At 69.9% G+C, this 26,308-nt stretch carries 25 protein-coding genes and 1 tRNA gene; 14 read left to right on the forward strand and 12 right to left on the reverse strand.

The window, feature by feature from the left end; all coding sequences use genetic code 11:
• Nucleotides 1-53: 53 nt before the first annotated feature.
• The 4 genes from efp (at nucleotide 54) to VC184_RS06390 (ending at nucleotide 5,691) form a co-directional block, all read left to right on the forward strand.
• Nucleotides 54-614, forward strand: a complete 561-nt coding sequence (gene efp / locus VC184_RS06375) for an elongation factor P (RefSeq protein ID WP_112614292.1) — start codon at nucleotides 54-56, stop codon at nucleotides 612-614.
• A gap of 16 nt (nucleotides 615-630) precedes the next feature.
• Entirely contained in the window at nucleotides 631-1,041 is a 411-nt protein-coding gene (gene nusB / locus VC184_RS06380; protein ID WP_094261760.1) for a transcription antitermination factor NusB, read from the forward strand.
• A 46-nt stretch (nucleotides 1,042-1,087) separates the two neighbouring features.
• Nucleotides 1,088-4,018 carry a DEAD/DEAH box helicase gene (locus VC184_RS06385; RefSeq protein WP_282502439.1) on the forward strand — a complete coding sequence of 977 codons (2,931 nt, stop codon included), beginning with the start codon at nucleotides 1,088-1,090 and terminating at the stop codon, nucleotides 4,016-4,018.
• 104 nt (nucleotides 4,019-4,122) lie between these two features.
• Nucleotides 4,123-5,691, forward strand: a complete 1,569-nt coding sequence (locus VC184_RS06390; protein WP_274177721.1) for a Rieske 2Fe-2S domain-containing protein — start codon at nucleotides 4,123-4,125, stop codon at nucleotides 5,689-5,691.
• 30 nt (nucleotides 5,692-5,721) lie between these two features.
• On the opposite strand, the gene VC184_RS06395 is transcribed toward VC184_RS06390, so the two are convergent.
• The 6 genes from VC184_RS06395 to VC184_RS06420 are packed head-to-tail and all read right to left on the reverse strand — an operon-like array spanning nucleotide 5,722 to nucleotide 10,763.
• On the reverse strand, nucleotides 5,722-6,597 hold the full coding sequence (locus VC184_RS06395) for a prenyltransferase (protein ID WP_282502440.1): 876 nt from the start codon (nucleotides 6,595-6,597) through the stop codon (nucleotides 5,722-5,724).
• Nucleotides 6,594-6,896: a lycopene cyclase domain-containing protein gene (locus VC184_RS06400; RefSeq protein ID WP_112614300.1), complete on the reverse strand. Its 303-nt coding sequence runs from the start codon at nucleotides 6,894-6,896 to the stop codon at nucleotides 6,594-6,596. Before VC184_RS06400 ends, VC184_RS06395 begins: the two co-directional genes overlap by 4 nt.
• Complete coding sequence (locus VC184_RS06405) at nucleotides 6,893-7,240, reverse strand: lycopene cyclase domain-containing protein (RefSeq protein WP_114587808.1); 348 nt, start codon at nucleotides 7,238-7,240, stop codon at nucleotides 6,893-6,895. Before VC184_RS06405 ends, VC184_RS06400 begins: the two co-directional genes overlap by 4 nt.
• 3 nt (nucleotides 7,241-7,243) lie before the next feature.
• The gene (gene crtI / locus VC184_RS06410) at nucleotides 7,244-8,839 is read right to left on the reverse strand and encodes a phytoene desaturase family protein (RefSeq protein WP_282502441.1); all 1,596 of its coding nucleotides are present in this window, start codon (nucleotides 8,837-8,839) and stop codon (nucleotides 7,244-7,246) included.
• Complete coding sequence (locus VC184_RS06415) at nucleotides 8,836-9,711, reverse strand: phytoene/squalene synthase family protein (protein WP_282502442.1); 876 nt, start codon at nucleotides 9,709-9,711, stop codon at nucleotides 8,836-8,838. Before VC184_RS06415 ends, crtI begins: the two co-directional genes overlap by 4 nt.
• Nucleotides 9,708-10,763, reverse strand: coding sequence for a polyprenyl synthetase family protein (locus VC184_RS06420; protein WP_112615099.1), 1,056 nt, complete (start codon nucleotides 10,761-10,763; stop codon nucleotides 9,708-9,710). Before VC184_RS06420 ends, VC184_RS06415 begins: the two co-directional genes overlap by 4 nt.
• A gap of 94 nt (nucleotides 10,764-10,857) precedes the next feature.
• Between VC184_RS06420 and VC184_RS06425 the strand changes: the two genes are divergently transcribed.
• Nucleotides 10,858-11,325, forward strand: coding sequence for a MarR family transcriptional regulator (locus tag VC184_RS06425; protein ID WP_274177724.1), 468 nt, complete (start codon nucleotides 10,858-10,860; stop codon nucleotides 11,323-11,325).
• Nucleotides 11,326-11,418: 93 nt separating this feature from the next.
• Here the strand turns inward: VC184_RS06425 and VC184_RS06430 are convergent.
• Nucleotides 11,419-11,492 (reverse strand) — tRNA-Met (locus VC184_RS06430).
• Nucleotides 11,493-11,626: 134 nt separating this feature from the next.
• Here VC184_RS06430 and VC184_RS06435 point away from each other — a divergent pair.
• Together VC184_RS06435 and VC184_RS06440 are read left to right on the forward strand one after the other, a co-directional pair.
• Complete coding sequence (locus VC184_RS06435) at nucleotides 11,627-12,142, forward strand: DUF6328 family protein (RefSeq protein WP_112614310.1); 516 nt, start codon at nucleotides 11,627-11,629, stop codon at nucleotides 12,140-12,142.
• The gene (locus tag VC184_RS06440) at nucleotides 12,139-12,957 is read left to right on the forward strand and encodes a carbon-nitrogen hydrolase family protein (protein WP_323987562.1); all 819 of its coding nucleotides are present in this window, start codon (nucleotides 12,139-12,141) and stop codon (nucleotides 12,955-12,957) included. The genes VC184_RS06435 and VC184_RS06440 overlap by 4 nt, the downstream gene beginning before the upstream one ends.
• On the opposite strand, the gene VC184_RS06445 is transcribed toward VC184_RS06440, so the two are convergent.
• The gene (locus VC184_RS06445) at nucleotides 12,931-14,130 is read right to left on the reverse strand and encodes an aminotransferase class I/II-fold pyridoxal phosphate-dependent enzyme (RefSeq protein WP_269266493.1); all 1,200 of its coding nucleotides are present in this window, start codon (nucleotides 14,128-14,130) and stop codon (nucleotides 12,931-12,933) included. The genes VC184_RS06440 and VC184_RS06445 overlap by 27 nt on opposite strands.
• Nucleotides 14,131-14,230: 100 nt before the next feature.
• Between VC184_RS06445 and VC184_RS06450 the strand changes: the two genes are divergently transcribed.
• The 3 genes from VC184_RS06450 to VC184_RS06460 are packed head-to-tail and all read left to right on the forward strand — an operon-like array spanning nucleotide 14,231 to nucleotide 18,457.
• The gene (locus VC184_RS06450) at nucleotides 14,231-15,715 is read left to right on the forward strand and encodes a S1C family serine protease (protein WP_282502444.1); all 1,485 of its coding nucleotides are present in this window, start codon (nucleotides 14,231-14,233) and stop codon (nucleotides 15,713-15,715) included.
• A gap of 43 nt (nucleotides 15,716-15,758) precedes the next feature.
• Complete coding sequence (locus VC184_RS06455; RefSeq protein ID WP_282502445.1) at nucleotides 15,759-17,006, forward strand: CDP-glycerol glycerophosphotransferase family protein; 1,248 nt, start codon at nucleotides 15,759-15,761, stop codon at nucleotides 17,004-17,006.
• Entirely contained in the window at nucleotides 17,006-18,457 is a 1,452-nt protein-coding gene (locus VC184_RS06460; protein WP_282502569.1) for a CDP-glycerol glycerophosphotransferase family protein, read from the forward strand. Before VC184_RS06455 ends, VC184_RS06460 begins: the two co-directional genes overlap by 1 nt.
• A gap of 1 nt (nucleotide 18,458) precedes the next feature.
• Here the strand turns inward: VC184_RS06460 and VC184_RS06465 are convergent, their stop codons facing one another.
• Nucleotides 18,459-19,550, reverse strand: a complete 1,092-nt coding sequence (locus VC184_RS06465) for a glycosyltransferase family 2 protein (protein WP_282502446.1) — start codon at nucleotides 19,548-19,550, stop codon at nucleotides 18,459-18,461.
• Between the two features lie 70 nt (nucleotides 19,551-19,620).
• On the opposite strand from VC184_RS06465, the gene VC184_RS06470 reads away from it, so the two are divergent.
• A complete protein-coding gene (locus tag VC184_RS06470) occupies nucleotides 19,621-20,889 on the forward strand; it encodes a CDP-glycerol glycerophosphotransferase family protein (RefSeq protein WP_282502447.1) in 1,269 nt (422 codons plus the stop codon).
• Between the two features lie 17 nt (nucleotides 20,890-20,906).
• Here VC184_RS06470 and VC184_RS06475 read toward each other — a convergent pair whose 3' ends face one another.
• The 3 genes from VC184_RS06475 to VC184_RS06485 are packed head-to-tail and all read right to left on the reverse strand — an operon-like array spanning nucleotide 20,907 to nucleotide 22,788.
• On the reverse strand, nucleotides 20,907-21,128 hold the full coding sequence (locus VC184_RS06475; RefSeq protein ID WP_282502448.1) for an SCO4848 family membrane protein: 222 nt from the start codon (nucleotides 21,126-21,128) through the stop codon (nucleotides 20,907-20,909).
• Nucleotides 21,125-22,060 carry a hypothetical protein gene (locus VC184_RS06480; protein WP_282502449.1) on the reverse strand — a complete coding sequence of 312 codons (936 nt, stop codon included), beginning with the start codon at nucleotides 22,058-22,060 and terminating at the stop codon, nucleotides 21,125-21,127. Before VC184_RS06480 ends, VC184_RS06475 begins: the two co-directional genes overlap by 4 nt.
• Before the next feature lie 35 nt (nucleotides 22,061-22,095).
• Nucleotides 22,096-22,788 (reverse strand): phosphocholine cytidylyltransferase family protein, encoded by a 693-nt coding sequence (locus VC184_RS06485; protein WP_112614328.1) that lies wholly within the window; start codon nucleotides 22,786-22,788, stop codon nucleotides 22,096-22,098.
• 206 nt (nucleotides 22,789-22,994) lie between these two features.
• Between VC184_RS06485 and VC184_RS06490 the strand changes: the two genes are divergently transcribed.
• Genes VC184_RS06490 through VC184_RS06500 form a run of 3 tightly spaced genes read left to right on the forward strand, consistent with a single transcriptional unit; the run spans nucleotide 22,995 to nucleotide 26,289 of the window.
• The gene (locus tag VC184_RS06490; protein ID WP_323987563.1) at nucleotides 22,995-24,488 is read left to right on the forward strand and encodes an ABC transporter ATP-binding protein; all 1,494 of its coding nucleotides are present in this window, start codon (nucleotides 22,995-22,997) and stop codon (nucleotides 24,486-24,488) included.
• Nucleotides 24,464-25,999 (forward strand): hypothetical protein, encoded by a 1,536-nt coding sequence (locus tag VC184_RS06495; protein ID WP_274177732.1) that lies wholly within the window; start codon nucleotides 24,464-24,466, stop codon nucleotides 25,997-25,999. The genes VC184_RS06490 and VC184_RS06495 overlap by 25 nt, the downstream gene beginning before the upstream one ends.
• A gap of 23 nt (nucleotides 26,000-26,022) precedes the next feature.
• Complete coding sequence (locus VC184_RS06500; RefSeq protein ID WP_023951164.1) at nucleotides 26,023-26,289, forward strand: DUF3039 domain-containing protein; 267 nt, start codon at nucleotides 26,023-26,025, stop codon at nucleotides 26,287-26,289.
• Nucleotides 26,290-26,308: the final 19 nt, after the last annotated feature.

Genomic DNA, 26,308 nt, shown 5'->3' on the forward strand with positions numbered 1-26,308 from the left:
AATCGATCCTCGGCCCGTCGGCCGCCCGACCACACGAACGGAACTCCACACTCATGGCATCGACCGCAGACATCAAGAACGGCGTCGTCCTCAGCATCGACGGTCAGCTTTGGAACGTCATCGAGTTCCAGCACGTCAAGCCCGGCAAGGGTGGTGCGTTCGTGCGCACGAAGCTGAAGAACGTCGTGTCGGGCAAGACCGTCGACCGCACCTATAATGCCGGCGCGAAGATCGAGATCGAGAACGTCGACCGCCGCGACTTCACCTACCTGTACAACGACGGCGACAACTTCGTCTTCATGGACGTCGACGACTACGACCAGATCACGGTCCCCGCCGCCACCGTCGGCGACGCCAAGAACTACCTGCTCGAGAACCAGCAGGTGCAGATCGCGCTGAACAACGGCAACCCGCTCTACATCGAGCTGCCCGCTTCGGTCGTCCTCGAGATCACGTACACCGAGCCGGGCCTGCAGGGCGACCGCTCGTCGGCGGGCACGAAGTCCGCGACGGTCGAGACCGGCTACGAGATCCAGGTTCCGCTGTTCGTCGAGCAGGGCACGAAGGTCAAGGTCGACACCCGCACGGGTGACTACCTCGGCCGCGTGAACTGACGCCGGTCCCCGCCCGATGAGCGCTCGCTCCAAGGCGCGCAAGCGCGCCCTCGACATCCTCTACCAGTCCGACATCCGCGGCGACGACCTCGGGGTGACCCTCGCCGCCGAGGCGAAGCGCGCGGCTCTCGAGCCCGCCCGCGAGGCGTCGTGGCTGTACGCGCGCGAGATCATCGACGGCATCATCGACAACCGCGAAGACATCGACGAGCAGATCACGACGTTCGCGAAGGACTGGTCCCTCGCGCGGATGCCGGCCGTCGACCGGGCGATCCTCCGACTCGGCGTCTGGGAGATCGTGTACAACGACGCGGTTCCCGCCGCAGTCGCCATCGACGAGGCCGTCGAGCTCGCGAAGGAGTTCTCGACCGACGGGTCGAGCGCTTTCGTCCACGGCGTCCTCGGTCGGGTCGCCCGACTGGGCTGACCGACGTTGGAGGCGCCCTCGAGAATCCTCGTATGAGGTCGAACCCGTGATCGAGAGGGCAGCGCCGTCGTGGCGCGCCGTCCTGGCGCCGGCGGCGTCGGGTGAGAACGCGGTCGCCCTGGGCGTGCAGCTGCGCCAGCGAGAAAGCGCCGCCGCGGCTCACTGGGGGCCGCGTCGGGTGCTTCCGGCGACCCCGCGGAGCGTCGCCACCTCCGACGGCGAGCTCCGGCTCGCGGTGCGTCCGCTCTCTCGCAGCGGAACCAGTGGCCGATGGGTGCAGGGCGACGAGAGCTGGGAATCGCTGCGACGTGGTGCGTGGCGGGTCGATCCGGTGCGCGCGCGCTGGTTCTCGACGCTGTACGGCATCGCGCATGACGCTCGGCTGCTCGGCGGCTACGGCGACTCGGAGTGGTTGACGCTCGACGGCGCCGACTCCGAGCTCCTCTGGCCCCACCTTCGCGCCGCGGCCGGTCTCGGCATCCCGATCGTGCCGACCCGACCCGATCAGCAGGTGCTCCTGGCCGACGGCGCGTCGATCGAGGTGCGGGTGGACAGCGTCGACGGTGACCTGCAGCTCACGCCCGTCGTGCGGTTCGCCGGCGGTGAGGAAACCGCTGCCCATGCGCGCCCGCTCGGACATGTCGGCATCTACGGCGCCAGCCAGGTCGCGGATGGCCTGCGGGTCGTCTTCGCACCGGTGGGCTTCGGCCCGGGTGTCCGATCTCTCCTGGCGGCCGGCGACTCGATCCGCGTTCCCGCGGCGGATCGCGAAGAGTTCCTCCGCGAGGCATACCCCAGATTGGCCCGCGAGACGGTCGTCGTGCCCGCCCCGGGAGTCCGATTGCCCCCGCCCGAACGCACGACGCTCGTCGTCACGGTCGATCACGGCCCGCGCGACGAGCTCGCGTACGCGTTCGCCTGGCAGGTGCCCGGCGCAGGCCGCGTCGCGTGGGACGCTGCCGCGGGATCGGCGTCCGCCGATCCTGAGCTCCGAGTGGCCCTCGAGGCGGCGTGGGCGAGCGCTACGGACGACCCGTTCGTGCCCGAAGGAACCCGCAGCGGCGTCGAGGCGGCGGAGTTCACGACCGAGGTGCTGCCGGTGCTGCAGGCGCTCGACGGGGTCCGCGTCGAGGTGTCGGGCGTGACGCGGTCGTATCGGGAGCTTTCGGGCGACCCGCGCATCACCGTGAAGACGGTCGAGACCACCGACGCGGACTGGTTCGACCTCGGCGTGCACGTCGAGGTCGAGGGACGCCGCGTTCCGTTCCGCCCCCTGTTCACCGCCCTCGCGCAGCGTCGGAAGAAGATGCTGCTGTCCGATGGTGCGTACTTCTCCCTTTCGCATCCGGCACTCGACCGTCTGCGCGAGCTCATCGAGGATTCGCGCGACCTGGTCGAATGGGAGACCGGCAGCGCCCGCGTCAGCCGCTATCAGGTGGAGCTCTGGACGGCGTTCGAGGACGTCGCCGACGAGGCGGAGCCGGCCGTACGGTGGCGTGCGGCCGTCGGCGACTTCCGCGATGCGGCAGCCGAGGGCGTGCCTGCGGCCGCCGCGGAGACGCCGGTCGGCATCGTCACCGCCCTGCGGCCCTACCAGCATGAGGGGTACGCGTGGCTCGCGGCACTGCGCGACGCGCGCCTGGGGGGCATCCTGGCCGATGACATGGGGCTCGGCAAGACTCTGCAGCTCCTCGCGCTGCTCGAGCGCGAGCGCGAGCGCGGTTCGAGTCGGCCCGCGCTCGTCGTCGCGCCGACCTCGGTCGTGTCGGCATGGCGCGACGAGGCTGCGCGTCATGCCCCGGGCCTGCGCACTGTCGTGGTCGACGGTGTGGGGGCCGCGCCCGAGCGGATCGAGGCGGATCTCGTCCTGACCTCCTATGCGCTGCTCCGCCTCGATGCCGCCGCGTACGCCGAGCGCGAGTGGTCGACGGTCGTGCTCGATGAGGCGCAGTACGTCAAGAACCCGCGGACGCGCGTGCACCGCGCCGTGCTCGGCCTGCGTGCCGATGTCGTCTTCGCTGCCACCGGCACACCGCTCGAGAACAGTCTGACCGACCTCTGGGCGATCCTGTCGCTGACGAGCCCCGGCCTCTTCCCCTCGGCCCGACGCTTCCGGGAGGAGTATGTACAGCCGATCGAGCGTGGCCGTGTCGACGAGAACCTCGAAGGGGGCCCCGCGCGCGAACGCCGGCTTGCGCGGCTGCGGCGGCGCATCCGGCCGTTCCTGCTCCGACGCACGAAGGATGTCGTGGCTCCCGAGTTGCCGCCTCGACAGGAGCAGGACGTGCGCGTCGAGCTCTCGAGCGGTCACCGTGCCGTCTACGAGCGCGTGCTGCAGCGGGAGCGCCGGAAGGTGCTCGGGCTGCTGGACGATCTCGACAGCCAGCGGTTCATCGTCTTCCGATCCCTGACTCTTCTGCGCATGCTGGCTCTCGCGCCCGCTCTCGTGGACGCCGGTGGGCCGGGTCTCGTCCCGAGCAAGCTCGAGGCGCTCCGCGGGCGCTTGGACGAGGTGATCGCCGAGGGGCACCGAGCGCTCGTGTTCAGTCAGTTCACCTCGTTCCTCGACATCGTCGAAGCCGACCTCCGGGCGCGCGGCACCGGAGTGGTCCGCCTCGACGGTTCGACGAGCAACCGGGCGGCGGTGGTGGAAGCGTTTCGGAAGGGCGATGACCCGGTGTTCCTCATCAGCCTCAAAGCGGGCGGCGTGGGGCTGACCCTCACGGAGGCCGACTACGTCTTCCTGCTCGATCCCTGGTGGAATCCGGCGGCCGAGCAGCAGGCGATCGATCGCACGCACCGCATCGGCCAAGACCGGCCAGTGAGCGTGTACCGCCTGATCGCGGCGGGCACGATCGAGGAGAAGGTGGTGGAGCTGCAGCGGCGCAAGGCACGACTCGTCGGTGCGGTCCTCGACGCCGACGGCGCGTTCTCGAACGCCCTGACCGCCGACGACATCCGCCTCCTGCTGGCGTGAGCTTCCCCTCGCATCGACGTCGGGTGAACTGACACGGCCCACGGCGGGCAGGGGTCGCCGACGCCTCACGTAGACTCGACCAGTCGCAACAGGAGGTCATCGTCATGCGCATCACAGGCCTGGGACACGCCGGAATGTTCATCGAGACGGCAGGGGGCAGCATCCTCTGCGACCCGGTCGTCGGACCGAGCTTCTTCGGCTCGTGGTTCCCGTTCCCCGACAACCGGGGCCTCGACTGGGAGCGCTTCGGGCGCGCCGACTTCCTGTACATCTCGCACCGGCACCGCGATCACTTCGACCCCGCGCTGCTGCGCGCGCACGTCCCCACCGACATCCGCGTGCTTCTGCCGGACTACCCGACCGACGATCTCGAACGCGATCTCCGCGATCTCGGGTACGACAACATCATCTACACGCAGGCGGGTGTGCCCCTGGAGTTCGGCGACCTCAAGGTCATGGTCACGCCCCTGCGCGCCCCGAGCGACGGCCCGATCGGCGACTCGTCCCTGTCGGTCGACGACGGCACCGCCTCGGTGCTGAACCAGAACGACTCCCACCCGCTGGATCTCGAGAAGCTGATGTCGTTCGGCAAGCCCGAGGCCTACTTCACCCAGGTGTCCGGCGCGATCTGGTGGCCGATGGTCTACGACCTGCCGCAGGACGCGAAGCAGAACTTCGCTCAGCTCAAGCGCGATGCGCAGAACAAGCGCGCGATGTACTACATCGACAAGGTCGACGCGCCTCACGTCTTCCCGATGGCCGGACCGCCGATGTTCCTGCGCGAAGAGCTCTTCCGTTACAACGGCTGGGGCGAGCAGAACGACTCGATCTTCACCGATCAGGCGCAGTTCCTGGCGCATATGGCCGAAGAGCGTCCCGATCAGAAGGGCTACCTGTTCGTTCCGGGAACGCAGGTCGATCTCAACGACGGCGTGCTGGAGGTCACCCAGACGCTGTACACGGATGCCGAGATCGAGCGCATCTTCTCGGACAAGTGGGCCTACCTCGCCGGGCAGCGCGACAGTCGTCAGGCCGAGGTCCGCGCCGAGATCGAGCGTCGCGCCCCGATCCTGCCGCCCGACGAGATGCTGGCTGCGATCAAGCAGTGGTGGGAGCCGCTTCTGCGCCGCGCGCGGACGATCCGCAACGGTGTGGGCGGGATGGTGCGCTTCCGCATCGGCGAGCTCGACATGGTGGTCGACTTCCCGAAGGCGAAGGTCCGCGAGTACGCCGGTGAGGAGTGCATCTACTGGTACACGATCCCCGCCGACCTGGTGTCGACGAACATCCGCGACCACGAGATCGACTGGTCGAACTCGATCTTCCTGTCGATGCAGTTCGAGGTCGGCCGCAGCGGCAAGTTCAACGAGTTCCTCACGACGTTCTTGAAGTGCCTGTCCCGTGATCGCATCGAGTACGTCGAGAACTGGTACGCCGAGCAGTCGGATCAGACCGAGGATGCCGAACTGGGCGACTGGACCGTGCAGCGCCGGTGCCCGCACCTGCGAGCAGACCTCACGAAGACGGGCAAGATCGAGGACGGTGTGCTCACCTGCTCGCTGCACGACTGGAAGTGGGACCTCGCGACCGGGCGATGCCTGACCACCCAGGGACACCCGATTCGCGCGAGCCGCATCATCGAGACCGCGAACGCGACCAACCCCGCCGCCTGATCTCGTCAGCGCCGAACGGGTGGTGGCCGATCACGACGTGATCAGCCACCACCAGACGAGCAGCAGGGTGACGAGGAAGCCGCCGAGCTGGTTGAGCCAGAGAAAGCGGTCCCAGCCCGCGGTGGCCCGTTCGCACGTCTCGTCGGTGATGTTTCGGAACGGCCACAGCGTGATGAGGTACGGGACCGCCACGAGAGCCGCAAGCGGGCCCGGCCAGCTGGTCGCGAGCATGAGAACGCCGGCGAGGGCGTAGCAGCCCAGCGCGAACCTCACGGTCCAGCGCGCGCCGCGCACGGTCGCGATGGACGCGATCCCCGCCTCGCGGTCGGCCTGGACGTCCTGTACGGCCCCGAACGCGTGCGAGGCGACGCCCCATGCGGCGAAGCCCAGCAGGATGAGGACGAGCTGCCACGTCCAGGTCGCGCCGGTGAGGACCAGCCCGTATACGGCGGGGGAGAAGAAGTGGATGCTGCTCGTGATCGAGTCGGCGAACGGCCGCTCTTTCAGCCGAAGCGGGGGAGCGCTGTAGAACACGACGAAGAAGAGGCTCGCGGCGAGGACGAGCCAGGACAGCGGGGAGCCGACCGCGACGAGATAGGCCACGAACGGCAAGCACGACAGGGCGGCAGCCCAGAGCGTCGCCCGGTGCACCCGCCGGTCGAGGATGGCGCCGTGCGCGCCGCCCTTCCGCGGGTTCCGCAGGTCGGACTCGTAGTCGAAGACGTCGTTGATGCCGTACATCGCGAGGTTGTACGGGACGAGGAAGAACAGGGTGCCGATGAGCAGCGTCGCGTCGATCTGGCGAGTGGTGAGGAGGTACGCCGCCGCGAACGGGTAGGCGGTGTTGATCCAGCTCACCGGGCGGGAGGCGACGAGGAGCTGGCGCGCGAGCGCGGGGGCGGTCATCGTTTCGGCTTCTCCAAGAGGGTCGCGACGGCAGGCACCAGGAAGGCCGCGCACAGCGGGTAGGCGAAGTCTTCGAGCGGCGCGAGTCCGATTCGGATGCCGCTCAGGTGCTCTTCCGGATAGGTGAAGAGCCCGGCGGCGATCATCACGTTATCGAATACCGCCGTCAGCAGGAGGAGCACGACCGCGGCGACCGAGGACCAGGCCATGCGGGCGGCGAAGCGCGGGCGCCGAGCGGACATCGCTGTCACGACGACGGTCACGAGGACGAAGGGGATGACGATGAGGGGATAGGTCATGGCGCGACATCCCTCCGGCGGGGCTCGTGCGGCCGTCCCTCGTGCCTGCGCCGCGCGCCGCCGTAGGCGACCAGCGCGAGGTAGCTGAGGAAGAGGAGGAAGACCGGCTCTTCGAGCGGCAGGTGCGGGGCGAGATCGACACCGAGCAGCGCGGGGCTGTCGCCCTTGACGAACACGCCCGTTGCGATGCCGACAGCGTCCCACAGCAGGAAGAATGCCGTGCCGAGCACAGAGGCGATCACCGTGCGTCGACGGTCGCGCCAGAACGCCAGGCGGAACCGACGATCGAGCAGCCCGACACCGCAGAGCGATACGAGCAAGGCGAGCAGGTACAGGCCCGGCACCGCTCACCCGGTGGGGGCGGCCGGCTCGGGCAGCGGGCCGGCGGTCGTGTCTCCGCGCAGGCGCTTGACGACGAGCTCTGCCGAGATCAGGCACATCGGCAGCCCGATGCCCGGGAGCACGGAAGCGCCGGCGTAGTAGAGACCGGGAACCTTCTTGGAGGCGTTCCCCGGGCGGAACAACGCGCTCTGTCCCAGCGTGTGCGCCAGTCCCAGGGAGTTTCCGCGCCACGCCCCGAGGTCGCGCGCGAAGTCCGCGGGTGCGATCGTGCGGCGGACGCGTACGCGAGAAGCGAGATCGTCCACCCCGGTCCACTGCGCGATCTGCTCGATCGCCCGGTCGGCGGCGGCTTCGATCGCGGCATCACCGGCCCCGTCGACACCTCCGCGGCCGAGTTCGGGGTCGGCCGGAATGGGAACTAGGACGAACAGGTTCTCCGATCCGGCTGGAGCGACGGTGTCGTCGGTCGCGCTGGGACGGCACACGTACAGCGACGCGGGATCGGGGATGTGGGTGTCCCGTCCCGAGATCGCATCGAAGTTCTCGCGCCAACCGCGGGTGAAGAGCAGGGTGTGGTGCGACAGCTCGGGCAGTTCGCCCTCGACGCCGAGGAGGATCAGCAGCGCGCCGAAGCTCGGCGTGCGCTTGCGCCACCAGCGCTCGGGGTACGTCTGCCGCTCGGGAGGGAGCAGGACCGTCTCGGTGTGGTGCAGATCGGCTGCGGACACCACGATGTCGGCGGCGACCTCGCTCGTGTCGGCCAGACGGACCCCGCGGGCGCTGCCGTCCGCGGCGGTGAGGATCTGCGCGACGGCGGTGCCGGTGCGCACCTCGACGCCGCGTTCGCGCGCCAAGCGCTCGATCGCCGCGATGATCTCGGTGAAGCCGCCGCGCGGGTACAGCACCGCGTCGTCGAGGTCGAGGTGGCTCATGAGGTGGTAGAGGCTCGGCACGTCATACGGCGACGAGCCGAGGAAGACCGCGGGGTAGCCGAGGACCTGACGCAGCATCGGGTCCTGGAACCGGCTGTCGACGAACCGGTTCAGCGAGCGGGTGAGCAGCGGAGCGAGCGTCGGGATGCGCCGCAGGATGTCGGGGTCGCGGAGCCCCTCGGACGAGGCGTACGTGTCGTACAGGAACTTCGATACCGCGAGGTCGTAGGCGTCGGCAGCGGAATCGAGGTATTCGTCCAGTCGTGCGCCGGCACCGGGCTCACGGCTCTCGAACAGCGCTGTCGCCTCGGCTCGCCCCGACACGACGTCGATGTGATCTCCGATGCCGTCGCCCTCGGGCTCCGCGTAGACGCGATAGGCCGGGACCAGGGGGACCAGGTCGAGTTCAGCCGCCGCCGTCGTCCCGAGCAGGGCGAAGAAGTGCTCGAAGACCTCGGGCATGAGGTACCAGCTCGGCCCGGTGTCGAACCGGAAGCCGTCGCGCTCCCATGTGCCGGCCCGTCCGCCCGTCTCCTCCCGCGCCTCGATAACCGTCACGGCGTGACCCTCATCGGCCAGCAGCGCAGCCGTGGCGAGACCGGCGATGCCGCCGCCGATCACGACGACGCGCGAGCCGGGCGCGGGGCGCTGCGATCGTGCCCGGGTCATGCGCCGGCTCGCAGGGGAGCGGCGCCGACCGTCGCGCGAGCGGCCAGGCCGAGCTTCACGGTGTTCGGCACGCGGACTCGCTGGTCGGTGTCACCGGCCCGTCGTAGGCGGCGGGAGAGCGCCGTGAACAGATCGTGCGCTGCAGTGACGGCGCGTCGGCAGTCCGCCGGCAGGCGCGGGATGATGGCGCCGGCCGCGTCGAGGTCGGCGTCGATACGGTCGAGCACTTCCACGCGCGAGGCGGTGCCGTCGGCGCCGTCGACACCGAGGTAGTCGCGGCCGAGGGATCCGACGTCGTGGGGGAGATCACGCAAGAAGTTCACGTCCTGGAATGCGGCGCCGAGGCGACGTGCGCCGTCGACGAGATCGGGGTCGGCGGGGCGCGGGTGCGAGCCGCCGGCGTTGACGAAGGTCTGGAGGCACATCAGTCCGACGACTTCGGCCGAACCATAGACGTAGGAGGCGTGCGAGCCCGCGTCGTGGGACGACACCTCGAGATCGGTCCGCATCGAGGAGAAGAAGGGTCGCACGAGGTCTGCGCCGATACCGCACTCCCGCGCCGTCGACGCGAACGCGTGGACGATGAGGTTCGCGCTGAAGCCCTCCTCGACCGCCAGGAGCGTCTCCTCCTCGAGCGCGTCGAGGACGCGTCGTTGTGCCGTCAGGGGCATCCCGGCCTGCTCGGCGGATCCGTCGACGATCTCGTCGGCCACGCGAACCAAGGCGTAGATGTTCCGCACGTGCGGACGCACGCGCGGCCCCAGGAGCCGCGCAGCGAGCCCGAACGAGGTCGAGTAGGCCGAGATCACGACGGCTGCGGCGTCGCGCGCGGTTCGGTCGTACAGGGCGATCGCGGAGTCGTCGGGGGTCACGGGATCCGTCCTTCGATGCCGTCGGCGAGCTGCTCGATGAGCGCACGCGCGGCGGGTGGCAGTTCGGCCGCTCGACGCCGCACCGAGGAGAGCGTCTGGCCGATGAGGGTCACCAGCTGCTCGCGGGCGCCGCTGGCGTCGAGCTCGCGCTGTGCCGCCTGGACGGCGATCGGACCCGTCGGCGCCATCGCCAGCGCGGACGACACCTGTGGCCAGGATGCCGAGTCGCGGGCGAAGGAGATGAGAGGCGTGCGCTTGGCCTCGCGGAGGTCCGCGCCGGCGCCCCGGCCGGCCTGCGCCTCGTCGCCGAAGGTGCCGATCAGATCGTCCACCAGCTGGAAGGCGAGGCCGAGGTCCGCTCCGACCGACATCAGCACGCCGCGATCACCGTCGTCCGCCCCGGCGAGCACGGCACCCGCCGCGAGCGGTGCGCAGAAGGAGTAGACCGCCGTCTTGTCGTGAGCCGTGCTGAGCAGTTGCGCGGTCTCCGGCTCGGCAGGGACGACGGCCTGCTCGACGTCGGCGAGCTCTCCGATGGCCGAAACCAGCACGGCATCGTCGAGCAGATCGAACAGGGGTACCCGCTGATCCGACGCGACGTCGGCCGTGGCCACGAGACGCGCCGCCTCGTAGAGAAGGATGTCGCCGGCAAGGACGGCGGCGGCATCGCCCACCCGCTCGGCGTCGTCTGCGCTGACGCCCAGGGACCGGGCGTGCGATCGGAAGGTCCCGCCGACGTTGGGAACACCGCGCCGCTCGATGTCGCGGTCGATCAGATCGTCGTGGATCACGAACGCGCTGTGGAGCAGTTCGAACGCGGCTGCCACGTCCCACAGGCCGGGCGTGGCCAGGCGGTCGCCGCCGAACGCGTCGAACGACGCCACCACCAGAGCCGGGCGGAAGCGCTTGCCGCCGGATGTCGCCGCCGAGGCGGCGCGGATGAGGGCAAGAGCCGATGAGCCCCGAGGGATGGCCCGCTGTGTGAGCCTGGTGAGGACCTCCTCGAGCGCGCGATCGACAGCGGCTCTGCTGTCATCGGGCAAGGAGATCACGTTCACCGTCCTGGATATGCCATTCGCGAGGCGTTTTTGCTAGCTTAACTAGCGTTTGAGCCGATGATAACCAGGCTCGAGAGGTGGTGTCCACATGGCTGACCCGAATGCCGAGGTGGCGAGAAGTCGTGTAGAGCGCTCGGCTCTCGAAGCCGTGCGAGCGTTCAGCGACGCGATGGATCGCATGCATACCGGGCTCCGCTCGGACATGGACATGAACGCCACCGACCTCTCGGCGCTGCGCATGCTCAGCATTCGCGAGCAGCGCGGTGAGCTGGTGAAGCCGCACGACCTCGCGCGCCATCTGGGTATATCGAGCGCTTCCACGACGAAGATGCTCGATCGACTGGCGAAGGAGGGGTTCATCGAGCGCGCGCCGCACCCGAACGACCGACGTGCACTGGTCATCACGCTCACCGAATCGTCCCGGCAGGACTTCGGCCGGCATTTCGCCGCGCGCCTGCGCCGCATGCGAGAGGCGATGGACCCGTTCAGTCCCGAGGAGCTCGCGACGGTCACACGCTTCCTCGACGGCATGAGCGAAGCGATGCTGGCCGACTGACGAAGAGCCGCTGAGACTTGCTCCGCTGGCTTTCGGCGGGCGTGGCTACATGCAACGAAGGCCCCGTCTTACGACGGGGCCTTCGTGTTCTTGTTGCGGGGACAGGATTTGAACCTGCGACCTCTGGGTTATGAGCCCAGCGAGCTACCGAGCTGCTCCACCCCGCGGCACAAGAGATAACACTAGCACGGGGTCCGAGGGGCGTCCAATCGGGGTGGCATCCGGAGCGTCCCGGGCGTGTCGTGACGCGACCGGCATTCGGGTGTTGGCGTCCTCGGTCCGGGGCGAGGAAGATAGCGACATGAGTCCCGCCACCCCGGTCGCCGACCGAGGCGATGACGTCGCAGACGACGGTCGTGCCGAGTCGGCGGACGAGCGTGCCGACCGCAACTGGAACGAGCTGCTCCAGGAGTTGCGCGTCCTGCAGACGGGCACCCAGATCCTGACCGGTTTTCTGCTGGCTCTCGCCTTCCAACCGGCGTTCCGCGACCTGAGCGGGCCGCAGCGGGTGTTCTATCTGACCCTCGTCGTGCTGGCAGCACTCAGCGCGATCGTCGCCCTGTCGCCGGTGGCCCTCCATCGCGGATTGTTCCGCCGCCGGGCCAAGCCCGCCGTCGTCGCGTTCGGTCACACGGCTCTGCTGTTCGCGCTGGTGACGGTATCGGTCCTGCTGGTGGGCGTGGTCGTCTTCGTCTTCGACGTCGTGGTCAGCACTGCGGCATCCTGGGTAGCGGGGGGCGCGCTGGCGTTCCTCATAGCTCTGCTCTGGGTGGTCTCACCGCTCATCTACCGCCACCGCCGTTCGGAGGACCGATGACAGCTCTCGCCGTGGCCCAGTTCGCGCCCGCGGCCGACGTCGACGACAACCTCCGCGCGATCGCCGGGTTCGTCGAACGCGCTCGGTCGCGCGGAGCCCAGATCGTCCTTTTCCCGGAGTACTCGAGCTACTTCGTCGACCCGTTCGACGAGACGCTCCGCGAGAACGCCCAGGACCTCCAGGGTCCGTTCGTCGAGGGGCTCGGCGACCTCGCACGTCATCACGGCGTGCACATCGTCGCGGGCCTTCTGGAGCGGGCTTCGGACGCCGAGCGCGTGCGCAACACGGTCGTGGCCGTGGGACCCGACGGGCTCGTCGCGTCGTACCGCAAACTGCACCTCTACGATGCCTTCGGGCAGCGCGAGTCCGACTGGGTCGAGCCCGGTGCGATCGCGCCGCCCGAGACCTTCGAGATCGACGGCGTGCGCTTCGCGCTGATGACCTGTTACGACCTGCGGTTCCCGGAGATCGGCCGCGTACTCGCCGACACCGGCGCGCACGTCGTCCTCGTTCCCGCACAGTGGGTGCGCGGCCCGCTCAAGGAATTGCAGTGGAACACGCTGCTGCGGGCTCGCGCTATCGAGAACACCTTCTTCGTCGCGGCCGCGGACCATCCGCCGCCGCTGGGGGTCGGCAACTCCGGGGTGTTCGATCCGCAGGGTGTGGAGATCGCCGCGGTGGGAACGTCGAGCGACGTCGCCGTCGCCCACATCGACGTCCATGCGGTCGAGCGCGTCCGACGGGTCAACCCCGCGCTTCGGCTGCGCCGCTTCGAGGTCGTGCCCCGGTCAGAAGGCCCGCGCGAGTCGAGCTGACGCCTCGGCCAGGACGTCCGGGCGCTTGCAGGCGGCGAACCTCACCAGCGTGGCGTACTCGGTCCGGTGCGCGGGCGACGCGAAGGCCGTCAGCGGGATCGCCACGACACCCGCACGGTCCGGCAGCTCCCGGCAGAACGCGTCGCCGTCGGAAGCCCCGAGGGGCGCGGCATCCGCGACGGTGAAGTACGAACCGGCTGGGGTCGACACGGCGAAGCCGGCCTCGCGCAGCCCGGCGCCGAGGAGATCCCGACCCGCGCGCAGACGATCGGCGATACCCGAGAAGACGCCGTCGGGAAGCCGCAGTCCGGCGGCGACGGCAAGCTGGAACGGGCCGGCGTTGACGTACGTGAGCCATTGCTTGACCGCGAGGACTGCGCGGACGAGCTCGGCGGGGCCCGTGACCCACCCGACCTTCCAGCCCGTCACCGAGAACGTCTTGCCTGCGGACGAGATCGACAGCGTCCGCCCAGCGGCGCCGGGCAGGGTCGCGATCGGGACGTGGGGCGCGTCGAAGGTCAGGTGTTCGTACACCTCGTCCGTGACGATCACGGCGTCGTGCCGATGCGCCAAGCGGACGATCTCGTCGATCGTCTCGCGTGAGAAGACCGTCCCGGTCGGATTGTGCGGGTCGTTGACCAGGATGATGCGGGTGCGATCGGTGACGGCTGCGGCGAGCTCGTCGAGGTCGGGCTGGAAGTCGGGCCACCGGAGCGGAACGCCCACGAGGCGGGCACCGGACAGCGCGACCAGGGCCGCATACGCGTCGTAGTAGGGCTCGAAGACGACGACTTCGTCATCCGGGCCGTCGACCAGCGCGAGCACCGTCGCGGCGAGAGCCTCGGTAGCGCCGGCGGTCACCAGCACCTGCGTGTCGGCGTCGAGCTCGATGCCGTACCAACGCGACTGGTGCTCGGCGATCGCGGCCAGCAGTTCCGGCTCTCCGCGACCGGGCGGGTACTGGTTACGGCCGCCGGCGATGGCCGCGCGCGCGGCCTCGAGGACCTCTTGCGGCCCGTCCTCGTCGGGGAAGCCCTGACCCAGGTTGATCGCGCCCGTTCGAGCGGCGAGCGCGGTCATCTCGGCGAAGATGGTGGGGACGGGCAGACCGTCATCGGTCAGGAGACCGGCGCCTCGTGCGGCGCGGCGCCACGCGCCGGGAACCTCGTGCATCCGGCTCAGGCTACACGCATAGGCGTGTCCCATCCTCGGCATAGGCAAACCACAGCATGGGGCGGCAACCTGTTCTTGCTTGGACAAAGGAGCAACCTCGATGAGCGATCAGAACTTCCCCGACGACCGGACTCCCGACGCGCGCAGCGACGCCGAGCAGCCTGCCGACCACGCCCGTACCTCGCCCGTGTCGGCACCTGACGCGGCAGCGACGCCGCGCGCCGACGCGTCCATCCCGCCCCGCCCGCCGCTGCCCGGCGCGCCGGCGGACCCCGGCCCGGCCTTCCACACCCAGCCGACTCAGCCCTACGGCCAGCCCGCACCGCACAGTGGCGCTCCGGCCTTCGGTCAGCCCTTCGCGACGACCGCGGCCCCCGAGTCTCACGACCGAAGCAAGGTCGGAGGCGGGAAGATCGCGGCGATCCTCGTTGCGGCGGCCCTCGTCGGTGGTGCGGCCGGTGTCGGTGGCGCGGCGGCGGTGGGATCGTCGTTCGTCGCGGCTCCCGCTTCCCAGAGCTCGGGCCCGTCGTCGATCACCGTCAACAACCCCGACTCGGTCAACGCGACCACGGCCATCGCGACGAAGGTGCTGCCGAGTGTCGTGACCATCTCCGCCTCGTCCGGCACCTCCGGCGGGACGGGCTCCGGCGTGATCCTCAGCGAAGACGGCTACGTACTGACGAACACGCACGTGGTCACGCTCGACGGAGCCACCGGCGACCCGAAGCTCTCGGTCACCACCTCGGACGGCCGGGTGTACGCGGCCACGATCGTGGGCACTGACCCGACGTACGACCTCGCGGTCATCAAGCTGACCGACGCCTCAGGCCTCACCCCCATCGAGTTCGCCGACTCGAGCAAGCTCAACGTCGGCGACCAGACGGTCGCCGTGGGCGCGCCTCTGGGGCTGTCCAACACCGTGACGACGGGCATCGTGAGCGCGCTGAACCGCTCGATCCAGATCGCGTCGTCGGCGGCGCCCGAATCGGAAGGCGGATCGCAGCAGGAGACCCCGGGCGGGCGCACGCCGTTCGAGTTCGATTTCGGCCAGGGTCAGCAGACGCCGTCCCAGCCGAAGTCGTCGATCGCGATCTCGGTCATCCAGACCGACGCCGCCATCAACCCGGGCAACTCCGGCGGCGCCCTCGTCGATGGCAAGGGTCGACTGATCGGCATCAACGTCGCGATCGCGAGCGCGGGCGGGGCGTCCACCGAGGCCGGCTCCATCGGTGTCGGGTTCGCCATCCCCTCGACGGTCGCCGAACGCGTCGCGAACGAGATCATCGACAACGGCTCGGCTACCCACGGCCTCCTCGGCGCGACGGTCGGAGATGCCGCTGCGGCACCCGGCGCGACGCGTGCCGGCGCTCTCATCAATGAGGTGAGCTCGGGTGGGGCCGCCGCGTCGGCGGGCCTGCGCAACGGCGACATCGTGACGGAGTTCAACGGGATCGCCATCACCGACCAGGTCGACTTGACCGCACAGGTGCGCGCACTGGCCGCAGGCAGCGAAGCCAAGCTCACGTATGTGCGTGACGGCCGTGAGCAGACCGCGACCGTGACCCTCGGCCAGTTGCAGCAGTAAGCGCCGTACCGGCCCGGACGCCACCCCGCGATAGGCTCGCGGGGTGGCGTCCTTCTCGTTCGGCGCGGGCAATGTGCGCAAGGTCCTGCGCATCCCCGCCTATCTCGCGGGACGGCTCGCCACCCTCGTGATCCCGCGTGATCGATCCGCTTGGGTGTTCGGGTGCGCCGTCGGCATCGCCGATGGGGCGCTCGCCCTCTGGCAGGCGGCGCCCCGTCGCCGGGCCGTGTGGCTGGTGTCGTCGCAGCGGCAGGCCGACGATGCGAAGCGCCTCGGCATCCCGACCGTGCAGCGGGACTCGCTTGCGGGCTTCTGGCATACGGCCCGGGCGGGGGTCGTCGTGGTCACGCATGGTCTGGGCGACGTCAATCGCTACGGCGTCGGCGGTGCGTTCCTCGTGCAGCTGTGGCACGGCATCCCGCTGAAGCGGATCGGCCTCGACGCGCCGGTCACGACGGACCCCGGTCGGCTGGGCGGTGTTCCCGGCATCCGGCGTCTCTTGGCTCTGGCGTATCGGCGCACGCAGGCTCAGATCGACCTCCTGCCGGCAGCGTCCCACCGCGTGCGCGGCCGCCTGGAGAGCGCCTTCGGGCTCGACGACAGCCATGTGCCCGTGCTCGGTGAGCCGCGGGTCGACGTGCTCTCGCCCGCGGACCGCCGACAGGGGCGACAGGACGCGCGTCGGCGCCTCGAGACCGCGGTCCCCGGCCTCGCAGATGCTCATGCCGTGCTGTACGCGCCGACCTGGCGCGACGGAGACCCCGATCCGGCGACGCCCGACGCTGCCGACTGGCAGCGCATCCTTACCGTTCTCGAGGCGCACGACGCCGTTCTCCTGGTCCGCTCTCACCCCCTGGGCGGGGGCGACTACACCCCACCGTCGCCGACGCCGCGCGTCCGCATACTCGGGAGCGACCTCGTCCCGGACGTGACGCCCCTGCTCCCGGCCATGGACGCGCTCGTCACGGATTACTCCTCTCTCGTCTACGACGCCGGGCTCGTGCCGCTGCCGACGCTCTTCCTGGCCCCCGATGTCGAGCGCTACGCCCGCACTCGCGGCTTCTACGGCACCTACGGGGAGGTCGCGGGCGACGACGCCGCCCGATCGTGGCCCGAGCTGTGCTCGCAGCTCGACGAGCTCCTCGCGGGAGGACCGGAAACGGATCGTCGTCGCCGCCGATCGGCTGAGCTGAGCCTGCGCATGCACGCGTGGCGAGACGGCGGGAACGCGCGTCGAGTACACGAGGCGATCGTCGCTGCGGTGCCGGAAGCTGCAGGGGAGCGGTCGTGATGATCATCGGGTTCGATGTCGAGGGCTCACCCGTCCTCACCGTGAGCGGTGCCGGCCCCACGCCCGGCGAGGTTCAGGTCGTCGGCCCGCGGGCGCGATCTCGCGCCGAGGTGACGACTGTGGCCGGCGGCTGGACGGCGCGTGTCCCTCTGCACGCGTCCCGCTGGGGCGGCGCCTCCCTCCCGCTGCCCGGGGGAAGCTACGACCTCGTCATCGACGGCGTCCGAATGCAGGGCGACGGCGGCCAGGACACCGAGATGCCGGCGCCCTTCCACGGGCGCACGCTTCGCGCGAGCTGGGACGGAGCACTGCTGCGCATCGGGCCGCCCGTCGATCCGGCGCTCGCGTCGGGAGAGGGGAGTCGGGCCCTCGAACAGCGCTATGCCGCTCACCGCGGACCCCTCGAGAACGCCGTCTTCTTCGAGAGCTTCTACGGCCGGAGCGCGAGCGACAATCCGCTCGCGATCGACCGCGAACTGGCACGCGTGGCTCCCGCAGTCACCCGCTATTGGAGCGTTGTCGATCTCTCGGTCGCGGTGCCCGAGGGAGCGATCGCCGTGGTCGACGGAAGCCCCGAATGGTGGCGAGCCCGGGGCGCCGCCCGACTGCTCGTGGTCAACGACTGGCTGCGCCGGCAGTTCGTCCGGAAACCGGGTCAGGTCGTCCTCCAGACCTGGCACGGTACGCCTCTCAAACGACTCGCTCTCCACCGGCCGGGCTTCGACCCGCGACGGGCCCTCGCCGTGTTCCGAGAGAGCAGGCGCTGGGACATCCTCCTCGCCCAGAACCCCTACAGCGCACGTGTGCTCCGGGCGGCGTACGCGTTCCGGCGCAAGCCGGTGTGGGTCGAAGGGTATCCGCGGACGGATGAACTGCACACCGGCGATCGGGAAGCCGTGCGCGCGTCCCTCGGGATCGATGCCGGAGAGCAGGTGCTGCTGTACGCGCCCACGTGGCGCGACGACCGTCAGACGATCGTCGACTTCCTCGATCTGCCAGCGCTCGCCGAGGCGACGGGCGCCGTGGTGCTGGTCCGCGGGCACTCGCGGACGCTGGCGCCCGGCGCCGACGAGCGCGGGGCCCGCGTGATCGATGTGACGTCGTACCCCGACCTGGCTGCGCTTCAGCTCGCCTCGGACGCACTCATCACCGACTACTCGTCCGTCATGTTCGACTACTCCGTCACCGGGCGGCCGATGTACTTCTTCGTTCCCGACCTCGAGCACTACCGCGGTGAGCTGCGCGGATTCTACTTCGATCTGACGGATGCGGCCCCCGGTCCGGTCGTGCGGACGCAGAAGGAACTGGTTCGCGCCATCACCTCCGGCGAGGGGGGCGACCCCGAGCGGTACGCCCGCTGGCGCGCCCGGTTCAACGCTCGTGATGACTCTCGGGCCGCAGAGCGCGTGGTCGCGCGGATCCTCGACCAGGGATTGGTCTCGCGCGATTGACCTAGGGAAGCGGCGTGTTCCGCTCGAGACGCGATGTGTCGACGGTGCCCCGCGCCCCGCGCGCGGCGCCCTGCAGAAAGCCGACGCCCCATGACAGATGCATCGACGGCAGGACCGCGAGGGTCCAGAGGCGGTCTCGCAGTCCGCGACCGCCGCCGCGCCCGGCCGCGACGACGGCGATGAGGGCCGCGTAGGCCGCGACAGGCGCATGGGCGATCGACAGCAGGATGCCGGCGCGTCCCGGCGCCGCTCCGAGGAGCTGGGCCGCGCCGACGACGAGCGATGCGGCGGTCGCCACGACGAGTGCCGGGGGAGCGAAGAAGCGCAGACCGTTCCGTCTGCCGAAACGTCGTACGAGCTCGCCCCGCCATGAGCCGGTCGCCCGGAACTGCCGTACGAGGCGGGACCAGCTGTCGCGAGGCCAATAGGTGACGTGCAGGTCGGGGTCGAACCACACCCGATACCCGGCTCGCCGGATGCGGAGGTTGAGCTCCCAATCCTCGCCGCGGCGGATTCCTTCGTCGAACAACCCGACCTCGTCGAGGACGCTGCGCCGCATCACGCCCAGGTAGGCGGATTCGGCGGGGCCCTCGGTGGTACCGCCGTGGTATGCGCCGCCGCCGAGCCCGATGCGCGAGTTGTAGGCGCGGGCCACCGCTCGCTGGAAAGCGCTTCGGCCTTCGGCGCGCATCACACCGCCGACGTTCGCCGCCTGCACCCGAGCGAGCGTGTCGAGTGCGGCGCGCGCGTACCCGGGCTCGAGCTCCGAATGCGCGTCCACCCGCACGATCGTCGGGTAGCGAGCCGCCCGGATCGCGATGTTCAAGCCGACGGGGATGTGAGCCGCGGGGTTTCGGACGAGACGGATCCTCGGTTCCTCGTCGGCGAGCCGGCGGGCCACCGCGTCCGTTCCATCGGAGGACGGGCCGAGCGCGAGGATCACCTCGATGGGCGCGTCGAGGTCCTGAGCGAGCACGCTGCGCACGGCGTGTTCGAGGTAGTCGCGCTCATTGAGCACGGGGATGACGAAGGACACGCCCGCGCCTCGGTCCGGTACGGGCGCCGGACGCCATCCGTGCGCGTCGTCATGCATCCGTCGATCATGTCACGCGCGCCCGCTCCCGCTGATACGCTCCGGCTGACCCGCTCGGTACCCTGGAAGGGTGGGAATCATCTCGGACGTCCGAAAAGCCGTCGCCCTGGTGCGGCGTGCCGTCTCGAACCGGGCCGCGTACGTCGACGTGCGACGCTCCCTCACCAGGGCGCCGCAGCCACCCGCCGGTCACTTCCGCATCGCGGTGTACTTCGCCGACGGTGACGTGAACATGTACCAGATACGGCAGTGGTACAAGCCGCTCCAACTCCTCGCGAAGACCTGGCCGGTCGTCGTCATCAGCCGCAGCGCCACCGGCGCGCAGGCGATCCTCGCCGATGGTGCGCTGCCCGTCCTGTTCGCCCCGACCGTCCGGGCCCTCGAATCGGTGGTCGCCGCGCAGGACATCCGGGTCGTCCTGTACGTCAATCAGAACACCCGTAACTTCCAGATGTTCCGCTACGGGCACCGATGGCATGTGTTCATCAACCACGGCGAGTCCGACAAGATGTACATGACCACGAACCAGTTCAAGGCGTACGACTATGCCCTGATCGCAGGTGATGCGGCTCGAGAGCGTCTCGGTCGCGTTCTCTGGGACTACGACCTCGACGCGCGCACGATCGCGATCGGTCGGCCGCAGGCGGATCACTTCTCGGGATCGCTCCCGTACCCCGAGGACGGGCGCCGCGTCATCCTCTATGCGCCCACCTGGGAGGGCGACCGCCCCGCCGCGCACTATGGCTCGATCGCCTCGCACGGCGAGGCTCTGGCGGCCGCGGTCCTCGCGTCACCGCAGCACCGGTTGATCTATCGGCCGCATCCGAGGTCCGGGGTCGTCGACGCGGCGTACGGTGACGCGCATCGGCGCATCGTCGCGGCGATCGCCGCCGCCAACAGCGCTGACCCGCTCGCTCATCACGTGTACGACGATGGTCCCGAGCTGGGGTGGCAGCTCGCCGCCGCCGATCTCGCCGTCGTCGACATCTCCGCGATGATCTACGACCGGCTGGCGGTCGCGAAGCCGCTGCTCGTCACCCGGCCCGCGGATCCGGCAGCGCTCGTCGATACGGGCGGCTACCTCGCGGATGCCGCCTGGCTCGACGCGGCCTCGGCGGCATCGATCGTCGAGATGGCAGACCGCATCGCCGACGACCCCGACGCGTCCGGGCACCTGCGCGGGTGGTCGCAACACTACTTCGGCGACACGTCGCCGGGGGCCGCGACGGCGCGCTTCCACGCCGCGATCGAGCTGCTCATGCAGCGATGGGCGGAGTGGGACGCACGCACGGTCACGGTCGCCGACGAACGCGACGAGGCGGAGTTCGACGACGCCTGACCGGGACCAGCGCCGGCTCAGATCCCGGCGAGCCCGATCATCGCCGCGCCGGCGAGGAAGAGCGCCGCGAGCGCGACGGCGATCACGACGAGCACCAGATGCACGGTGAAGAACCGGGTACGCCGCCCGTCGGCATCCCTCGCGCGCGGGTCGCGTGAGACACGTCGCAGGAAGGTCGGCCACGTGACGATGTTGAAGACGGCGCCCACGAGGAGGATCGTCACGACGAAAGCGATCATGATTCTCTCCGATCGGCGGAAGCGTCGTTCGCGCCCTTCTCTCGAGCGCTGCGCCGCTCGACACGCCGGAACGGTCGAGAGGCGAGCGAGCCGATCTGACGGCCGCCCTCGGCGAACGTGCCGCTGATCCGACGCGCCACGAGCGCCGGACCTCGTCCGTTCGGTTGATTTTCCTCTCCGGGATCCAGCGTCGCCGGGAACGCGCTCGGGACAACGCCGAAGGCCCGGCGTGCGCCCGAGATGACGCGGCGCCCGAGGATGTGGTTGCCCGTGCCGCCGATCGCTGCGCCGATGCCGAACGGAAGCGCCTTGCCGACGACCGACGCGCCTCCCGCCGCGGCGAAGCGGCGCAGAAAAGCGTGCTTCAACCGGTCGAGGACAGGACCGACGGCCGTACGGGGGAGGGATGACGTCACGAGCTCGCCCCAGTAGGAGCTGCGCGCTGCGCCCTTGCCGCTGGCCTGTCGTGCGAACTGACCGACCAGATCCGCGCCCTCGCGGCCCAGCATGAGCGCGAGGACCAGGGCTCGAGCGCGATCAGGGTTGTCGACCGGGATGCCGTGCAGTTCTGCGAGAGATTGCGCGAACAGAGCGGTCGCTTCGAGGAATCCCGCCGTCTCGACGCCGCTGAGGGCGAGCGTCGTGGCCGTGCCGATCCCGGGGATCACCGCCGTGGCACCGACCGCCGCGCCGCCCGTGGTGACCGCCGTGAGGTATCGACGTTCGAGCATCTGCACGACCTGGGCGGTCGTGGCACCGGGGTGCCGCTGCCGGATGCCGCGCAGATGTGCCAGGACGACCGGACGCTGCACGGCGAGGAGCCGGTCGAGCGTGCGGACGGTCAGCGGATGCTGCGCTCCCTCAGGGTCGCCCGCGTCGCGGCGCGGGGCGTCGTCGGGAAGAGAGTCGATGCGATGCACCTTTCGGGCCATGACACCCATCCTCTCGCGCCGCGGGCGCGGCGGGGTCAGACGTAGAGGTTCGCGCGTTCGAGATCTTCCGCGAAGTCGACCTCGACGGCGTAGAGGTCGGAGATGTCCATCGGCTCCAGCAGCAGGCCGTTCTCGGCGATCGCGAGCTCGAGTCCGCGCTCGAAGTAATCCTGGTCGTCGACACGACCGAGCTGCGCGATGAGAGCCTTCTTGTCGCGCCCGGAGATGTAGTTGATGCCGACCGCTTCGCCGATGCCGCCCCGGACGGTCTTGGAGAGCTCCTTGATGAAGCCCTCTCCGCTCACGGTGTACTTGACCTCTTCGTCGCTCACCTTCGCGGTGTTGACCGTGACGAACGACTGATCCCGCTCGATGAGCGAGACGGCGCGTCCGAGCACGCGGGGGTCGAACACGACGTCGCCGTTCATCCAGAGCACGCCGCCGCGGCCCGAGGCCTTGAGTGCGCGCAGCAGGCTCTGCGAGGTGTTCGTCTCGTCGTAGCGGGCGTTGTAGACGTAGTCGACATCCGGGAATGCGTCGACGATCGTCTCGGCGCGGTAGCCGACGACGGTCGTGATGCGCGCGTCGTCGCCGAAAGCGGCGCGGATGTTGTCATGCTGCTGCTGCATGATGCTCCGGCCGTCGTTCAGCTCGGTCAGCGGCTTGGGGAGGGAACGGCCCAGACGGGAACCCATCCCTGCGGCGAGGATCACGATCTGAAGGCCCACGAGCATCTCCTGAAGTTACGAGTTAGATCAGTATTCACCGAGGTGAAACCCCGGCAGAGCGTTTTTCATGGTACCGACCGCTTCTGGGAGCTCGCCGGAACACTCGGAGCCGTTGCGCTTTCGTGACCTTCCTGGTAGCGCGATTCTCGGTGTTTGCTGATGACGACGAGCCGTGGCGCTGACCACCCGCTTGATAGGTTTGGGGGGTGACAGACGACACCTCCGCCCCCCAGATCGAGAAGCGTGTCGAGTCGCCTGTCGATACCTCTGTGCCACCTCTGCCGGACATCCCCGCCGAGGTCGCTGCGGCCGGACTCGCGGTCGCCGCGACGTCGGCTGCCGCCTCGTCCGAAGAAGCGTCGACGGACCGCAAGAAGTCCCCCGTGAAGACGGCGAAGCCGCGGAAGCCGCGCGCGTCGGGGGCACCCGCGGCGAAGAAGTCCCCGCGGAAGCCGCGCTCCGCGAGCGCTTCGACCGCGGCGGGTACGACGCCGCCCAAGCCTGAGATTCCCGCAGCCGTCGCTGCGGCCGCGTTCGTGGCACCGGCGGAGGACGCCGCGCGTGAGAACGCGGAGTCGGATGGCATGGCATCGAGCGATGCGATCGTGGGCGACGCGGCATCCGCGCCCGCTGAGCTGCACGACGAGGCAGCGACGGACGCGGCTGGACCGGAGAGCGCCCCGGCGACCGAGCCTGAGCCGGAGCCAGAACCGCAGCCGGAACCTGAGCCCGAGCCCGAGCCCGGGCCCGAGCCCGAGCCCGAGCCCCTGCCGGAGCCGGAGCCGGAGCCGGAGCCGCAGCCCGAGCCTGAGCCGGAGCCAGAACCGCAGCCGGAGCCGGAACCTGAGCCCGAGCCCCTGCCGGAACCTGAGCCGGAGCCGGAGCCCGTCGTCACCGCGCCGGCGGCCGATGCTGTGGCCGATGTGGAGACGGAAGCCGCGCCCCCGGCGCTGCGTCTGAGCGGCGTCACCAAGGCCTACGGCGAGGCGCGTGCAGTCGACCGCATCGACCTCGAGATCCCCGCGGGGTCGTTCTACGGGCTGGTGGGTCCGAACGGTGCCGGCAAGACGACCACGCTGTCGATGATCGCCGGACTCCTCCGTCCCGACGAGGGGGCTGTCGAGATCGCGGGCATCGACATCCGTCGAGACCCGGCCAGGGCGAAGCGGCAGATGGGCGTCCTGCCCGACCGCCTGCGGACCTTCGACCGGCTGTCCGGCCGTCAGCTCCTGTACTACTACGGCGTCCTGCGGGGACTGAAGCCCGCGGTCGTCGAGAATCGCATCAACGACCTCGCTGCGGCCTTCGATCTGACCGACGCGCTCGGACGCAGCGTCTCGGATTACTCGGCCGGCATGACGAAGAAGGTCATGCTCGCGGGTGCCATGATCCACGCGCCGCGCCTTCTCGTGCTCGACGAGCCCTTCGAGTCGGTGGATCCCGTATCGAGCGCCGCCATCCTCGACATCCTGCAGAAGTACGTCGCCCACGGCGGCACCGTCATCCTGTCGAGTCACGGCATGGAACTCGTCCAGCGCGCCTGCTCCGGCGTCGCCGTTCTCGTCGGCGGCCGCATCCTGGCAGCCGGGACGGTCGACGAGGTGCGGGACGGGCGCACGCTGGAACAGCGGTTCCTCGAACTCGCCGGCGGGACCAGCGCGGTGGAGGGCCTCGAATGGTTGCACACGTTCTCCGACTGAGGTTCGACGTCCTGGTCGGGGCGCTGCGATTCCACCGTGCCCGCGCTCTGACAGCGCTGGCCGCGGCCGTCGTGCTGGTCGGTGCGATCGTCCTCGCGCTCCTGCGCCTGCAGGACGCGCCCCTCGCGAGCGCACTGGTGGTGCTCGCGGTCGGTGGGGCGGCCGTGTCGGCCTGCTTCGCGGTGGTGCCGTTGGTCACTCCCGTTCGCGACCCTCTCGATCCGCGCGCCTTCATCGTGACCGGCCGTGACTGGCGGCTCGTCGCGGCCGCGACCGCCGCGGCCAGTCCGCTGAGTCTGCCTTCGGCGGCCGTGATCGTGGTCGCGGTGGCCGTCGCCCTGACCTGGATCGCCCATGGCGTCGACCCGGTAGCGGCGGGTTTCGGCGCCGCGCTGATCGTCGTCACCCAGCTCCTGCTCGCGCGAGTAGCCCTCGGGGTCGCCGCTCTCGTGCTCGCCGACCGCCGGTCGCGCGAGCTGACGACGCTGCTGCTGCTCGGCATCGCGGTGGTCGCGATCCCGGTCGCGGTCTTCCTCGCATCGCTGAACTGGGACGACGGCGTTCCGGGCCCCCTACTCGCTGCGGTGAGGACCCTCGCGGTCACCCCCGTCGGGGCGGCATGGGTTCTGCCGCTCGATCCGCGTCCGGCCGTCGTGATCGTCGCGGTTCTGTCCGTCGCGGCGTTGGCCGCAGCATGGATCCTGATCGTGCGACGGATGCTCACCCACACCGAGCGACCCGTATCCGTCCGTGAGCGCCGGGGACTCGGCTGGTTCACCGTCACCCCGGGCACGCCCGGAGGCGCGGTGGCGGCGCGCTCTCTCGTGTATTGGCTGCGTGATCCGCGGTACCTCGTCGACATCGCGATCATCCCGGTCGCGGCCGTCGTCGCGGTCGTGCCTCTCATCATCGTCGGCGTGCCGCATGAGATCGCGGCGCTGATCCCCGCTCCGCTCATCGCCCTCCTGCTCGGTTGGGTCGTCCACAATGACCTCGCGTACGACGGTTCGGCGGTGTGGCTGCACATCTCGAGCGCTGTGCGCGGTGCGTCTGACCGCATCGGGCGACTCGTGCCGCTGCTCCTGGTCGCACTGCCGCTGCTCGCAATCGCGATCCCGGTGGGAATCGGCATCCACGGTGACTGGAACGTTCTGCCGGTGATGGTCGGGGTGTGCTCCGCGCTGCTCTTCGGTGGCCTCGGCCTCTCGTCGGTGTCGTCCGTCCTCGCTCCCTACGCCGTCGCCCGGCACGGAGACAGTCCGTTCCAGCAGCCCCAGCGCACGGGCGGCGGGGTCGCTCAGGGCGCGGTGCTGGTCGGCGCGCTTCTCGCCGCATCGCCGGCGTTGTGGTGGTCCTGGCGGTTCCTGCAGGGGGAGGCGCACGCGCAGTGGTGGGCTCTCGGAACCGGACTCGGGGTCGGGCTGCTTGTGCTCGCAGTCGGCATCCTCATCGGGGGTCTGCTGTTCGACCGCCGCGGGGACCGGCTGATGGCATTCGCCGAGACGACCTGATCGTTCGCCGATAGAATTCCCGCATGAGCACTCCTCTCGATTCTCCCGACCAGGGCGGTCTCGCGACCCTCGACCGCGAGCTCGAAGAGCTGATCCGCGAGGAGACGATCGAGCCGGGCGACCATGAGCGGTTCTCGCACTACGTCAAGAAGGACAAGATCCTCGAGTCGGCGATCACCGGCAAGCCGGTGCGCGCATTGTGCGGCAAGAAGTGGACGCCGGGTCGTGATCCGGAGAAGTTCCCCGTCTGCCCGACATGCAAGGAGATCTACGAGTCGATGACGCGCTGACGCGTCGTCGCTGGACCCG

This window comes from Microbacterium plantarum (assembly GCF_035231185.1).
In the GTDB taxonomy this organism is placed as follows: Bacteria; Actinomycetota; Actinomycetes; order Actinomycetales; family Microbacteriaceae; genus Microbacterium; species Microbacterium plantarum.

Excerpts from the sequence above, each read along its gene's own strand:
- VC184_RS06475 (WP_282502448.1), bottom strand. The coding sequence starts at position 21,128 with ATGATCGCTTTCGTCGTGACGATCCTCCTCGTGGGCGCCGTCTTCAAC.
- VC184_RS06400 (WP_112614300.1), bottom strand. The coding sequence starts at position 6,896 with ATGACCTATCCCCTCATCGTCATCCCCTTCGTCCTCGTGACCGTCGTC.
- VC184_RS06425 (WP_274177724.1), top strand. The coding sequence starts at position 10,858 with ATGGCTGACCCGAATGCCGAGGTGGCGAGAAGTCGTGTAGAGCGCTCG.
- efp (WP_112614292.1), top strand. The coding sequence starts at position 54 with ATGGCATCGACCGCAGACATCAAGAACGGCGTCGTCCTCAGCATCGAC.
- nusB (WP_094261760.1), top strand. The coding sequence starts at position 631 with ATGAGCGCTCGCTCCAAGGCGCGCAAGCGCGCCCTCGACATCCTCTAC.
- VC184_RS06390 (WP_274177721.1), top strand. The coding sequence starts at position 4,123 with ATGCGCATCACAGGCCTGGGACACGCCGGAATGTTCATCGAGACGGCA.
- VC184_RS06460 (WP_282502569.1), top strand. The coding sequence starts at position 17,006 with ATGATCATCGGGTTCGATGTCGAGGGCTCACCCGTCCTCACCGTGAGC.
- VC184_RS06445 (WP_269266493.1), bottom strand. The coding sequence starts at position 14,130 with ATGCACGAGGTTCCCGGCGCGTGGCGCCGCGCCGCACGAGGCGCCGGT.
- VC184_RS06395 (WP_282502440.1), bottom strand. The coding sequence starts at position 6,597 with ATGACCGCCCCCGCGCTCGCGCGCCAGCTCCTCGTCGCCTCCCGCCCG.
- VC184_RS06500 (WP_023951164.1), top strand. The coding sequence starts at position 26,023 with ATGAGCACTCCTCTCGATTCTCCCGACCAGGGCGGTCTCGCGACCCTC.
- VC184_RS06495 (WP_274177732.1), top strand. The coding sequence starts at position 24,464 with ATGGTTGCACACGTTCTCCGACTGAGGTTCGACGTCCTGGTCGGGGCG.
- VC184_RS06435 (WP_112614310.1), top strand. The coding sequence starts at position 11,627 with ATGAGTCCCGCCACCCCGGTCGCCGACCGAGGCGATGACGTCGCAGAC.
- VC184_RS06440 (WP_323987562.1), top strand. The coding sequence starts at position 12,139 with ATGACAGCTCTCGCCGTGGCCCAGTTCGCGCCCGCGGCCGACGTCGAC.
- VC184_RS06465 (WP_282502446.1), bottom strand. The coding sequence starts at position 19,550 with ATGCATGACGACGCGCACGGATGGCGTCCGGCGCCCGTACCGGACCGA.
- VC184_RS06480 (WP_282502449.1), bottom strand. The coding sequence starts at position 22,060 with ATGGCCCGAAAGGTGCATCGCATCGACTCTCTTCCCGACGACGCCCCG.
- VC184_RS06450 (WP_282502444.1), top strand. The coding sequence starts at position 14,231 with ATGAGCGATCAGAACTTCCCCGACGACCGGACTCCCGACGCGCGCAGC.
- crtI (WP_282502441.1), bottom strand. The coding sequence starts at position 8,839 with ATGACCCGGGCACGATCGCAGCGCCCCGCGCCCGGCTCGCGCGTCGTC.